Annotated in this window: 13 protein-coding genes; 8 read left to right on the forward strand and 5 right to left on the reverse strand. The window is 67.5% G+C overall.

Annotated elements, in window-relative coordinates; all coding sequences use genetic code 11:
• Positions 1-239 precede the first annotated feature (239 nt).
• The 4 genes from ABZW16_RS40420 (at position 240) to ABZW16_RS40435 (ending at position 5381) form a co-directional block, all read left to right on the forward strand.
• Entirely contained in the window at positions 240-1394 is a 1155-nt protein-coding gene (locus ABZW16_RS40420) for an acyl-CoA dehydrogenase family protein (protein WP_354961442.1), read from the forward strand.
• 30 nt (positions 1395-1424) lie between these two features.
• Positions 1425-2648 (forward strand): acetyl-CoA C-acetyltransferase, encoded by a 1224-nt coding sequence (locus tag ABZW16_RS40425; protein WP_354961443.1) that lies wholly within the window; start codon positions 1425-1427, stop codon positions 2646-2648.
• Positions 2649-2684: 36 nt separating this feature from the next.
• Positions 2685-4823, forward strand: coding sequence for a 3-hydroxyacyl-CoA dehydrogenase NAD-binding domain-containing protein (locus ABZW16_RS40430; RefSeq protein ID WP_354961444.1), 2139 nt, complete (start codon positions 2685-2687; stop codon positions 4821-4823).
• A 123-nt stretch (positions 4824-4946) separates the two neighbouring features.
• Entirely contained in the window at positions 4947-5381 is a 435-nt protein-coding gene (locus tag ABZW16_RS40435; RefSeq protein ID WP_354961445.1) for a hypothetical protein, read from the forward strand.
• A gap of 114 nt (positions 5382-5495) precedes the next feature.
• Here the strand turns inward: ABZW16_RS40435 and ABZW16_RS40440 are convergent, their stop codons facing one another.
• Complete coding sequence (locus ABZW16_RS40440; RefSeq protein ID WP_354961454.1) at positions 5496-5753, reverse strand: hypothetical protein; 258 nt, start codon at positions 5751-5753, stop codon at positions 5496-5498.
• Positions 5754-5890: 137 nt separating this feature from the next.
• Between ABZW16_RS40440 and ABZW16_RS40445 the strand changes: the two genes are divergently transcribed.
• Both ABZW16_RS40445 and ABZW16_RS40450 read left to right on the forward strand, forming a co-directional pair.
• Complete coding sequence (locus ABZW16_RS40445) at positions 5891-7132, forward strand: flavin-dependent monooxygenase (protein WP_354961446.1); 1242 nt, start codon at positions 5891-5893, stop codon at positions 7130-7132.
• Positions 7129-8022 carry an IclR family transcriptional regulator gene (locus ABZW16_RS40450; protein ID WP_354961447.1) on the forward strand — a complete coding sequence of 298 codons (894 nt, stop codon included), beginning with the start codon at positions 7129-7131 and terminating at the stop codon, positions 8020-8022. Before ABZW16_RS40445 ends, ABZW16_RS40450 begins: the two co-directional genes overlap by 4 nt.
• 5 nt (positions 8023-8027) lie before the next feature.
• Here the strand turns inward: ABZW16_RS40450 and ABZW16_RS40455 are convergent, their stop codons facing one another.
• Together ABZW16_RS40455 and ABZW16_RS40460 are read right to left on the reverse strand one after the other, a co-directional pair.
• A complete protein-coding gene (locus tag ABZW16_RS40455) occupies positions 8028-8810 on the reverse strand; it encodes a hypothetical protein (protein WP_354961448.1) in 783 nt (260 codons plus the stop codon).
• Positions 8807-9547, reverse strand: coding sequence for a hypothetical protein (locus tag ABZW16_RS40460; protein ID WP_354961449.1), 741 nt, complete (start codon positions 9545-9547; stop codon positions 8807-8809). The genes ABZW16_RS40455 and ABZW16_RS40460 overlap by 4 nt, the downstream gene beginning before the upstream one ends.
• Before the next feature lie 381 nt (positions 9548-9928).
• Here ABZW16_RS40460 and ABZW16_RS40465 point away from each other — a divergent pair, with 381 nt between their 5' ends.
• Positions 9929-10144, forward strand: coding sequence for a hypothetical protein (locus ABZW16_RS40465; protein WP_354961450.1), 216 nt, complete (start codon positions 9929-9931; stop codon positions 10142-10144).
• On the opposite strand, the gene cmrA is transcribed toward ABZW16_RS40465, so the two are convergent.
• Together cmrA and ABZW16_RS40475 are read right to left on the reverse strand one after the other, a co-directional pair.
• Positions 10123-10926 (reverse strand): mycolate reductase, encoded by an 804-nt coding sequence (gene cmrA / locus ABZW16_RS40470; protein WP_354961451.1) that lies wholly within the window; start codon positions 10924-10926, stop codon positions 10123-10125. The genes ABZW16_RS40465 and cmrA overlap by 22 nt on opposite strands.
• 194 nt (positions 10927-11120) lie before the next feature.
• On the reverse strand, positions 11121-11531 hold the full coding sequence (locus tag ABZW16_RS40475) for a RidA family protein (protein WP_354961452.1): 411 nt from the start codon (positions 11529-11531) through the stop codon (positions 11121-11123).
• A gap of 78 nt (positions 11532-11609) precedes the next feature.
• On the opposite strand from ABZW16_RS40475, the gene ABZW16_RS40480 reads away from it, so the two are divergent.
• On the forward strand, positions 11610-12004 hold a 395-nt coding region (locus ABZW16_RS40480; RefSeq protein ID WP_354961453.1), incomplete at its 3' end, for a helix-turn-helix domain-containing protein.

Genomic DNA, 12004 nt, shown 5'->3' on the forward strand with positions numbered 1-12004 from the left:
GCCCACGGAAGGCGCGAGTCGTACGCCGGTTGCTCGCCGCGGTCGCCACGACCGGCAGCGCGTCGATGTGGCGACTTCCGGCGCGCACCGCGCGGGTGCGGCGTCCACGCCGATCGTCCTGATGAGGGCCGAAGGCGGCAGCTTGCGGTAACCACGTCGGCCCGTCAGGGCACGGACCACACCGCACCACGAAACACACAGTCCACGAACATCAATGAGCGTCGAACAAGAGGCAATCTGTGAATCCTTTCATCTTGGATGAAGACCACGTCGAATTCCGTGACAACGTCCGCCGATTCGCGCGCGAGAAGCTGATGCCCGGCTATCTCGAGCGAGCCCAGCGCGACGAATACCCCTTCGAGGAGGTCAAGCAACTCGGCGCGGCCGGGCTGCTCGGCCTGTGCCTGCCCGAATCGCTGGGCGGCCAGGGCGCCGACCTGCTCGCTCTCGGCCTGGCCTGCGAGGAGGTGTCCTACGCCGACATCAACCTCGGCACGATCCTGTTCGGGCAGGGCGTGCCTGCCGCACTGCTGGCCAAGTATGCGCCGCAGACCGTCATCGACCGGTGGGTGCGCGGGATCGTCTCCGGCGACGTCGTCCACGCACTGGCGCTGACCGAGCCGGGAGCCGGATCCGATCCGCAGTCGATGACCTGCCGCGCCGAGCGGGTACCCGGCGGCTGGAAGCTCTACGGCGAGAAGACCTCCATCACGCAGGCACCTGATGCGCACGTGGCCACGGTTATCGCACAAACCGACCGTTCATTGCGCGCCAAGGGAATCGGTGCGTTCGTCGTCGCACTCGACGACCCGACGGTCATCCGGCAGCGGTTCCGCGACCCGGGCGCGCGGCCCGTCGGGCGCGGCTCGCTCACCTTCGAAGGCACGTTCGTGCCCGACGACCACGTGGCGGTCGAACCCGGCGGCGGCTTCCAGATGGTGCTGCACGAGTTCGACCTCACCCGAACGCTGATCGCCCTCAACGTGGTGGGCGTCGCGCAGCGCGCGCTGGACCTTGCCGGCGCATATGCGTTGCAGCGCATCACGTTCGGGCAGCCTATCGGCGTCAACCAGGGTGTTTCCTTCCCGATCGCCGAGCACAATACCTATCTCGCGGCGATCCGCTCGCTGGCGTGGCACGCGCTGGGGCTGCGCATGGCCGGTCAGCCGCACACCGTGCAGGCGGCGATGCTCAAGTGGTGGGCGCCCCAGGCCGCATTCGCCGCGATCAACGACGCCATCGTGTTGCACGGGCACGTCGGCTGGTCGGAGGACATGCCGCTGCAGGCGATGTTGCGCGACGTCTCGGGCTACCAGATCGGGGACGGCACGCCGCAGATCCAGAAGCTGATCATCGCCCGAGAACTCGTGCACCGCACCGCTGCAGGACGCTGAACGACCCACCGAATCAAGGAGAAAACCGCAATGGCAGCGACCGAAGCACTGATCTTCGACGCGATCCGGACCCCGCGTGGCAAAGGAAAGCCGACCGGCTCGCTCTACACCGTCGGCCCGGTGGACCTGACCACCGGACTGATCCGGGAGATGCTCACCCGCCACCCCGAGATCGATGCGGCACGCATCGACGACGTCGTGCTCGGCTGCGTCTCAGCAGTCGGCGAACAGGGCGGCGACATCGCCGAAATGGCCGTGCTCCGCGCCGGACTCGGCGAGACCGCAGTCGGCGTGCAGCTCAACCGGTTCTGCGCCTCGGGCCTGGAAGCGGTCAATATTGCCGCGCAGAAGGTGGCCTCGGGCTGGGAGGACCTCGTGTTCGCCGGGGGCGTGGAGTCGATGTCGCGCGTCCCCATGGGCTCCGATCCCTGGATGATCTCGATCGCCGACCCGAACCTCTATCACCGCACGCCCGTCATCCTGCAGGGCCCTGCGGCCGATCTGCTCGCCACCATGCACGGATTCACCCGCGATGACGTGGATTCATTTGCCGTGCAATCGCATTTGCGTGCAGCGCAGGCATGCAAGGACGGCCGATTCAAGAGATCGGTGGTGCCGGTCACCGACATCAACGGCACCGTCCTGCTCGACCACGACGAGTTGATCCGGCCGGACGCCACCACCGAGTCGCTCGGCGAGTTGTCACAGTCGTTCGCGGCGATGGGCGAGATGGGCGCATTCGACGCCGTCGCGCGGCAGAAGTACCACTGGATCGAAAAGATCGATCACGTGCACACCGCGGGCAATTCGTCCGGCATCGTGGACGGCGCATCGCTGGTGGCGATCGGGAGCGAACGCATCGCCGCCGAATGGGGGCTCACCCCCCGAGCCCGGATCGTCGCGACCGCCGTCAGCGGGTCCGACGTGTCCATCGGGTTCACCGGTCCGGCCCCCGCGACCCGCAAGGCCCTCACCAGGGCCGGGCTGAGCATCGACGACATCGACCTGATCGAGGTGAACGAGGCGTTCGCGGCCGTGGCGCTGTGGTACGCGCGCGAGATGGACGTCGATCCGGACCGAATCAACGTCAACGGCGGCGCTATCGCCATGGGACATCCGCTCGGGGCGACCGGCGGCATATTGCTGGGCACCGTGCTCGACGAGCTCGAACGCACCGGAGGCCGCTACAGCCTGGTCACGCTGTGCGCCGTCGGCGGCATGGGCATCGCCACCATCGTCGAGCGTCTGTCCTGACCGCCGAACCACCAGTACGAAGGGACTTTCCGAACAATGACAGACAGCAGTGCAATTCGCTGGGACCGCGACGCAGACGGCGTCGTCGTGCTCACCATGAACGACCCAGGCCAGGCGACCAACACCTGGAACGCCGCCTTCCGGACCTCCCTCGCCGCGATCGTCGATCGTCTGGAAGCCCAGCGCGAGGACATCACCGGAGTCATCCTCACCTCCGGTAAGCAGACCTTCCACGCCGGCGCCGATCTGAAGGAGCTTCGCACGCTGATCGAGCACAGCACGACCGCCGAACTGGTCGAGCTGTGCGAGGGCATCAAGGACTCGCTGCGACGGCTCGAGACGCTCGGCCGCCCTGTCGTCGCGGCGATCAACGGCTCCGCACTGGGCGGCGGCCTCGAACTCGCCCTCGCCACGCACCGCCGGATCGGGGTGAACGACGGCCGAATCCGGATCGGACTGCCGGAAGTTACCCTCGGCGCCATTCCGGGCGCCGGAGGCGTCGTCCGCACCGTGCGCATGCTCGGGCTGGCCGATGCCATGTCGAACGTCCTGGCAAAGGGGCAGCGCCACCGGCCCGCCGCCGCGCTGCAGGCCGGAATCGTCGATGAGCTGGTGGATTCCGAAGCGGAGCTGATCCCGGCGGCGAAGGTGTGGATAGCCGCCAACCCGGCCATACGGCAGCCATGGGACCGGCCCTGCCATCGGATCCCCGGTGGCCCGCCGACCACGGTGGCCAACTCGATGAATCTGCCTGCCCTCACAGCCAACATTCGCAAACAGCTGAAGGGAGCCGATTTACCGGCGATCCGCAATCTGCTCGCGGCCGCGATGGAAGGGGCGCAGCTGAACTTCGCGGGCGCCATGGCGATCGAGACCCGGTATTTCGTCGACCTGCTGCGCAACCCGGCCACGAAGGCCATGGTGCAGGCGTTCTTCGCCCTCAACAAGCTCAACGGCGGCTCCGCTCGGCCCGATGCCTTCCGGCCGCGGAAGCTGGCGATGATCGGCGCCGGAATGATGGGCGCCGGGATCGCCTACGAATACGCGAAGGCCGGAGTCGACGTCGTGCTGAAGGACGTGTCGCCGGAAGCGGCGGAACGCGGGAAAACCTACTCCCGCACGCTGGTCGAGCAGGCAGTGGCCAGGGGCCGCTGGTCGCAGGAGCGCGCCGACGAACTGCTGGCACGCATCCGGCCCACCGCCGACGCCGCCGAACTGGCCGGCGCGGACCTGATGATCGAGGCGGTGTTCGAGGACCCCGAACTCAAGAAGGCCACCTACCCGGCGATCGAAGAGCAACTAGCCAGCGACGCGCTGCTGGCTTCCAACACCTCCCAGATCCCGATCACCGCACTCGCGGACGCGGTGCGCCGCCCCGACGCCTTCATCGGCATGCACTTCTCCAGCCCCGTCGAGAAGATGCCCTTTGTCGAAATCGTCAAGGGCGCCCAGACTTCCGATGACGCCGTACGGCGCGCGGTGGACGCGGTGCGACTGATCTCGAAGACGCCGATTGTCGTCAACGACGGTCGCGGCTTCTTCCTGACCCGACTGTTCATGTCACTGATATTCGAAGCACTCGACATGCTCGCCGACGGTGTCCCCGCCGCGTCGATCGAACAGGCCGCGGCCCAAGCCGGCTTCTCCACCCAGCCGCTGCTCGTCATCGACCAGATCAGCCTGACTCTCGTGCGGCAGGTGATCGAGGACAACAGGGCGGCAGCCGTCGCGGAGGGACACGACTTCCGGGAGCGGCCCGGTTACCGGGTCGTCGAGCGCATGATCGAGGAATTCGACCGCAAAGGCCGCGCCGCCGGTGCCGGCTTCTACGACTACGCAGGCGAGCGGATCGGATTCTGGCCTGGACTACGCGAGGCGTTCGGTGGCGACAAGCGCGGTGCCGACATCGTCGAGCTGAAGGACCGCATGCTGTTCATTGTGGCGATCGAAGTGCTGAAGTGCCGTGCCGAGGGCATCGTCACCTCGGACGACCTCGCCGACATCGGCTCCGTCTTTGCGGGATTCCCGGCGTCGACCGGCGGCGCGCTGCACTTCGTGTACTCCAATCACGGTGGTGCGCAAGGGTTCCTGGCCCGCGCCGCCGGACTCGCCGCCACCTACGGCGACCGTTTCGACGCGAAGTCGCTGGTGAAAGCGGATGCGTTGGCGAACTGATTCCGCCGAGCAGCGCGGGAACGGGGCGAGTGTGGACGCGTCGCACTCGCCTCTCGATCTCGCCGGTCGGCCGAGCTGCCGCCCGATCGACCATCGTCTGAGCACCAGGGAGACCCGTTGTCTATGGAAAACCGTGCCCCGGAGCGCGTTCCGGCCGAGAACACGCGCTGGACCCCGGCGCGGACGTGGGCCGGCTACGTGCTCGCCGGCGTGACGGTCGGCCTGCTGTGGGTGTTGCAAACCGGGCCGTTGTGGGAACACGGCCTCCGGCTGGGCGTCGTGTTGCTGGTGGTGCCGACCGCGGCGCACCTGATCAGAAGGCGGTGGACCGCCAGCAAGCCCATCACCGTTCCCCGGCTATCCCTGCCACGGCTCTCTGCGGCGAAAGCCGCCCTCGTCGCGGCCGCGATGATAGCGACCTGGCTGCTCGAGCCGATGCTGCCCGAGGTCCGTCGGCTCGTCGGCCTCGCACTCGCACTCACCATCGCGGTCGGCGGTCCGTTGCTGCACCGGCACCTGACCGTCCTGCCGGCCGATGCGGGATCCGTCCGATCGTGAAGGCAGGGCGCCCGTGCCGGACGACTGCGTTCGCGCCCGCACCCGCATCGGCGGTGGACTACTGGCGCCGCTCCTCGACGCGCAGGTACGCCTCACTGAAGATCATCTTCGCCATCAGCACTGGCTCGATTTCGGCACGGCGAGTGAAGATCTCGGCGTAGGTGGACTGGATGACGGTGTCATCGGGATCGGCGTGGAACGCTGTTTCGGCCAGATGGCCGGCCAGCCGGATATTGGTCGAGGAGAGCTCACGGGCACGGGCGGCTCTGGCCCCCCACCGGCCAGGGCCGCGTATTCGAACACCTGGTCGCGCTCGGGCATGGGCAGCAAGTCGCCCGGATGACCGTCCCACCAGCCGCTGTAGCGGCGCATCACGTTGCGGCAGTGTGCCTGGGTCCCGCGATGGGCTCCTCTCTGGGGAATGCGGCAGTACCGCCGCGTGACACAGCCGAAGTTAAGAGCGGGAAATCGATGGAAGGCAGGCGATTTCGTTGAGCGGAACGACACCGATGACGCGCCGATCCCGCGTGACGGGCTTCGCCACCGAGTCCCGATTTCGGACTCGCTCGGCAGCAGGCGCGGTCATCGACGCCCGCGACGCGGTATCGGCGGCGATCGCGACGCTGACGCCGATGGTGCGAGAGCACGCCGAACGCGCAGATCGCGATCGCGTTGTGGAGCAGGCGGTAATCGCGGCGATGGTCGAGACCGGGCTGTTCACGCTGCTGCGCCCGCTTGCCGGGCGTGGGCCCGCGGACCTGCTCGGCTTTTTCGAGGTGGTGCGCACCCTGGCGGCGGCCTGCCCGTCGACCGGCTGGGTTGCCGCGATGCTGGGTACCGCGTCGTGCCATGTCGCGCTGCTGGAACCGACTGCGCGACAGGAGGTGTGGGGATCGACGCCAAGTACCTTGGTGACCGCGTCGCACGCGCCCGCCGGCCGGCTCACGCCCACCGAGGGTGGGTATCTGCTGGATGGTGCGTGGTCGAATGTGCCCGCGATCGAGCATTGCGGGTGGGTCGCGTTGGCGGCGTTGACAACCGGATCCGACGGAGGTCCAGTCGGCCTCGCGACGGCTGTCGTGCCGCGTTCGGAACTTGCGCTCGGCGACTATTGGAACACCGTCGGCCTGCGCGGTACGGGCAGCAGGCGCGTGACGGCACGGCAGACGTTCGTCCCCGCGCATCGGATCCGCATCGCTCCGCAGCCCGGCGGTGTGGACATGGTCGGCTCCGAGCCTGCATCCGGTCGCTACCCGCTTGCGATCGTGTACAGCCTGGCTACGTGCATGCCGGTGCTCGGCGCCGTCCAGGGTGCATTCGAGGAGTACTTGGACCGTGCCGGTCAGCGCGCCGCGTTCAGTCTAGCGGGTGCGCGGTCGGTCACTGATCCGGCGATCCAGGCGGCGGTCGCGCGCGGACTGGCCGAAATCGACGCGTCGATCCTGCAATTGGAACGGGACGTGAGTGAAGCGACTGCCGCGGTGGCCGCCGGCACAGTGCTCACGACGGAACTGCGGCTGCGCACTCGGCGCGACCAGGTATGGGCCGTCGAGCGCGCGCTGGACGCTCTCGAATTATTGCGGCGGTCGGCCGGGGCGGAGGCCATCCGCGAGGGCGCAGGCATCGAACGGGTCTGGCGGGATGTGCACACCGCCGCGGCCCACCTGGTCAACCAGCCCGAACCGGCCCTGCGGCTCTATGGCCGATGGGCATTCGGACTCGAAGTCAGCGACGACATGGTGATCGTGTGAACCCGAGAGTTTCCTACTCCCCCAATGAATTACGGTCCGAGACCGGGTCGCGCGCCGGCGGGCCGCACGCCGAAGGCCCGCCGCAGTCGATGCTCGAACGCATGACGCTCATCCTCGATCTGTTCGACGATCGGTCGGCGCGCATGCGGCTCGACGAAGTCGTCGCGCACACCGGACTACCGCGGTCGAGCTGCTACCGCATCCTCGAACAGTTGACCGTGCTGGGCTGGCTGCGCCAGCGTCCTCGCGGGTATGGTCTCGGGCCGCGCGCTCTGCGGCTGGGCGGCGGCCACGACACCAACGAGGATCTGCGCGTCGCGGCGCTGCCCGCACTCGAGGAACTGCACGCATCCACCGGCGCGACAGCGTATCTCGGCGTCCTCGACTTCGACGAGGTCGTGATACTCGACCGGGTCACCCGACTCCCATCGGCCTCGGCGGTCCGTGTCGGGCACCGCGCGCCCGCCCAGGCGCCCGCCCTGGGCAAGGCACTGCTCGCGGGTATCGACCCGGAGGAGGCCGAGACGAACCTGGCCGGGCGACTGCGACCGTGCACACCCGCCACCATCACAAATCTCACAGTGCTGTACGCCGAGCTGCACCGCATCCGTGCCCGCGATGGGCTGGCGTTCGACAGTGGTGAGCATCTGCCCGGAATCTACGGCGTCGCAACGGTCATCCGCGGTGCCGACGGTATCCGCGGCGCGCTCGGGGTGAGCACACCGGGCACCGCCACCACCGTCAAACGATTCGCCCCGCTGGTCGTCGAGGCGGCCCGGCGGGTGTCGTCGCGGATGGACCCGGACGACACCGAGGCGTCATCATCGACACCCGCCGACACGCTGGTCGCACAGGTGCTAGCACTGCTCGACGACGACGCTCTGCTGTGAACCGGTCAGCGGTGGGAGGACCCGCCCGAGGATCCGCTGCGCAGCCCGTTGGACGATCCGCTGGGGAGCCGCAGGATCGCGTCGGGGACACCGGTGCCGTCCGGGTCGACCAATCCGTTGTGCGCGTACGGACTTTCGCCCGGCGCCGATTGCAAAGTGATCAGATACTTGCGCACCCCGTCGACCAGTCCCGCACCACCGCCCACCAGAGTTCCCGCCAGCCCACCCGCTCCGGAGAACACCAACACCGCGGCCGGTACCGTCGCCACGCAGGCCGGGCCCACCACCGCGCAGGTGCTCAACCCCAGCACACCGCCGATCACCGCGCCCACTGCCATACCGATGGCGGTGCCGATCAGCAGCCCCCGGCTGAGATTATTGGCCAGATCGGTGAGCGCGAGCTGATTCTCGATCGGTGACCCGATCGGCTGCAGCGCCGCAGCCGGAACACCGCTGAGGTCGGGAGTCACTGTGAGCGTTCGGTTTCCGTCGTCGATGTGCTGGTCCACGGGCACGCGCCCATCGCCGACGAACACAGTCAGCGGAATCGCGTCGACCACCAGTCCCGCGTTGTCGCGCACCTCGATCGACTGCCCGTCGGCGACCGCGGCGAAGCTCCCGCCGTCCAGGACGGTTCGGACTGAATCACCGACCGCGCTGGCCGTGTAGTGGACCGGCGGGCCGGCGTCGGCGTGCCCCGGCCCGGCCGCTACCACGGCACCAGCACCCACGAGTGCGGCGAGTCCCGCGACATGGAGCGAAGCGATTCTGGTGTGCCGGGCGGTCATCGGGTCTCCTCGGGTGTGCTCGGGGCGGGTTGGGAGCGGTTGGGCAGGTACGGCGCGTATTTGCTCTCGCCCGGATTGGCCCGCAGCACCGTGAGGTAATCGAACAGGGCCGCTGCCGCGGTGGGGCCGCCACCGACCACCAACCCGACCAGCCCGCCGACACCACCGATGAGGGTGACGACCGGCAGCACCACCAGCGCGCACCCGATAGTCAGGACCAGACAGGACACCCCCGCGACTGCGAATCCGACACCCACCCCGACCACCGCGCCGATCGCGGTGCCGATCAAGCTGCCGATCGAGGTGCCGATGCTCACCGAATTGATGAGGTCGTTCATCGCCAGCTGATTCTCGAGCGGGGCAGCGACAGGCCGAATGTCCTGGTGGCGCACCGCATCCCAGTCCGGTGTGGAGACCAGCGACCGGCCGTCGGCGGAGATCCGCTGATCGATCGCGATTTGCCGCCCGTCCAACCGCAACGCCGATGGCAGCACATCCAGGATCTGCCCGCCGACGTCTCGGATGAGGACTGAGGTCCCGTCCGGTGACAACGCGAAGGTCCCGCCATCGAGGGTGGTGGTGACCGAATCTCCGGTCGGCTCGGCAGAATACGACACCGCCGGTGTCGGAGCGGCAGCCGGGGGCGCTGCCGAGGCGCTGACGGAGGTCACCAGGCCGCCGATGACGGCGGCGGAGGTGAAGGCGGCGAGTGCGGACGTCGTCCTGCGTGAATTCATGGTGTTCCTCTGAAGCTGAATCATTTGATCAGCTAATGGAATGTGAGAGCGGTCACTTCGACCGAACGGAAGTTAGCGAGCCGCGAGCAGGAGTCACACCGCGATTTCGCTGAGTGGCATCCGACCGTGCCGCGGCCCGACCCGGAGGTCAGCGCCACCCCGCGACCGTTCCACTCACCGAAACCGGATTTGAAGCAGCGGAATTCGCGGGCACTCTGGCGGAGCCTCTACTCACCACGATTGGCCAGGGGTTTTAGCTGGCGGTGACGCGGACGCCGGTGTTGCCGGTGACAAATTTGGGGGTGGTGGATTAAGACATTCAGTCCAGAAACGCGCACTCACGTCACAGTGGCGGTAACCACTGCCACAGCGGAAGCCACCATGAGCACGGCCACCACCAGCGGTGTCATCCGATGCATCCCGCAAGACGCACCGGCTGTGGTCGGCGCAGAACAGGAACAGCGGGTGCGCCACGTCTCCGCCGACCGGATCTTCGAACTGTGGGCCGTGTGCGAGGTCATGCCTGCGGCCTCATCGGGTGGTGACCGCCGAGCGTTCGCAGCGGCTCGGGGTCTTCAGCCGCCGAGCTTCTTGTAGAACGCACCGGCGATCGGGGCGGTGAGGGAGCGGGGGCCGTATTGGCCTGCGACGCTCATGCCCTTGCTGATCAGGCCCGGGACCACACGCATCTTGTTGCGGGCCAGGGCGTCGATGGAAATCTTGGCGGTGTATTCCGAGGTAACCCACATGAAGTCGGGGACCATTTTGTCGACGATAGAGGCCTCGGTCGGATCCGGGGTTTCGGTGCGGACCGGGCCGGGGGCGAGCAGGGTGACGTGTACGCCCGAGCCCTTCAATTCGCCGCGCAGCGATTCGGAGAAGGTATTGGCGAAGGCCTTGCTTGCCGCATAGGTCGCATTGTTCGGAATCGGCATATTGCCCGCCGCCGACCCGCTGATCAGGATCCCGCCACCACCCCTGGCGATCATCCCGGGCAGCACGGCCAAGGTGAGATCGTGCACCGCGACGGCGTTGAGCTCCATCTGGTCGCGCTCATAGGCCGGATCGAGTTCGGCAACCGCGCCGAATGTGGCAATACCGGCGTTATTGCAGAGGATCGAGATATTGCGAGCGGCCAACTCCTCGACCAGCGGCGCCCGTGCGCTGCGGTCGGACAAATCAATCGCGCGCACCTCAGCGGTAATGCCGTGCGCCAGCGTCAGCCGCTGCGCGAGCTCGTTCAATACCTCCCCACGCCGCGCAACCAGGATCAACGAATACCCGCGAGCAGCAAGTTCAGCGGCCAGCGCCGTACCGATGCCGGACGAGGCGCCGGTAACGACCGCGCGATTCTCAGAGGTAGGAGAGGGCAAGCTCACGAGTGGAGCCTAGGGGATAGGACCAGAAGATGATCTCAGCGCCCATCCCTGGCCCGGATCGGCAAGTCCCACAGGATTCAGAACCCGGCAGTCAGCCCGAGAGCACCGGGCAGGTTCGACTACCGACACAGTGGTGAGGATCGCCCGGGCTTCGAACGAAGCCTCACCACCGTCCATGACGCGGGGCCTGGATCTCAGTCGAGCACGGCGAACGCCTCGACCTCGACGAGCACGTCGGGCTCGAACAGGTAGTCGACGCCGATCGCCGACAGGGGCGGCAACGGCTGCGGTATCCCGAGTTCGTCTGCGACGCACTCGATTCCTGCGACGAAGTCGTGGTACTTGTCCGGGCTCCAGTGCGTGACGAAGAACCGCAGACGCACCACGTCGGCGAAGCTTGCCCCGGCCCCGGCGAGGCCCCGTGCGGTGTTGCGCAGTGCGTGCGCGACCTGACCGGTGAGGTCACCTGTCGCGACAGGGTTGCCGACGGCGTCGCGCGCGATCTGGCCGGCCACGTGCACGTGGCGAGTACCCGTGCTGATCGAAACATGGTGGTACGGAACAGGAGTGAACATGCCCTCCGGGGTCAGCAGCTGTACTGCCATGGGTGTCCCTTTCGCTATCGGAGTAGGTATCCGATGTCTACCTGGTACTCCAAGGGAACTTCAACGAGACTAGGTGTCATGCCGGAAACCGCTCCACCACAGTCGGACAGCCCTCAGCTCGCCGAGCAGCACCGCGAGCTGCTCGACCACGTGCTCGACAAGTGGGCACTCCAGGTCCTCGACGCACTGTGCGAACGGGGCCCCTTGCGCTTCAACGAGATCCGTCGAACGATCCCCGCCGTGACGCAGAAGTCACTCACCGCCGCACTCCGGCGCCTGGAGCGCAACGGGATGGTCGAGCGCGTCATCACAAGTACGCGACCCGTCGCCGTCGAGTACCGCCTCACGCCCCTCGGACGGTCGTTGCAAGACCTCATCGACGCACTCCTGCATTGGGCCACAACCACACTGCCCGACGTCGAGCGCGCCCGCGCGCGCTTCGACGACCGGGCTCGAGCTGAAGAAATGCCATC

Origin of the sequence: Nocardia sp. NPDC004604, assembly GCF_040609795.1 — a bacterium.
In the GTDB taxonomy this organism is placed as follows: Bacteria; Actinomycetota; Actinomycetes; order Mycobacteriales; family Mycobacteriaceae; genus Nocardia.

Bases quoted from the DNA above. Each gene is read 5' to 3' on its own strand.
- ABZW16_RS40430 (WP_354961444.1), top strand. From the start codon at position 2,685: ATGACAGACAGCAGTGCAATTCGCTGGGACCGCGACGCAGACGGCGTC.
- ABZW16_RS40475 (WP_354961452.1), bottom strand. From the start codon at position 11,531: ATGGCAGTACAGCTGCTGACCCCGGAGGGCATGTTCACTCCTGTTCCG.
- ABZW16_RS40440 (WP_354961454.1), bottom strand. From the start codon at position 5,753: ATGCGCCGCTACAGCGGCTGGTGGGACGGTCATCCGGGCGACTTGCTG.
- ABZW16_RS40455 (WP_354961448.1), bottom strand. From the start codon at position 8,810: ATGACCGCCCGGCACACCAGAATCGCTTCGCTCCATGTCGCGGGACTC.
- ABZW16_RS40425 (WP_354961443.1), top strand. From the start codon at position 1,425: ATGGCAGCGACCGAAGCACTGATCTTCGACGCGATCCGGACCCCGCGT.
- ABZW16_RS40445 (WP_354961446.1), top strand. From the start codon at position 5,891: ATGACGCGCCGATCCCGCGTGACGGGCTTCGCCACCGAGTCCCGATTT.
- ABZW16_RS40435 (WP_354961445.1), top strand. From the start codon at position 4,947: ATGGAAAACCGTGCCCCGGAGCGCGTTCCGGCCGAGAACACGCGCTGG.
- ABZW16_RS40460 (WP_354961449.1), bottom strand. From the start codon at position 9,547: ATGAATTCACGCAGGACGACGTCCGCACTCGCCGCCTTCACCTCCGCC.
- ABZW16_RS40465 (WP_354961450.1), top strand. From the start codon at position 9,929: ATGAGCACGGCCACCACCAGCGGTGTCATCCGATGCATCCCGCAAGAC.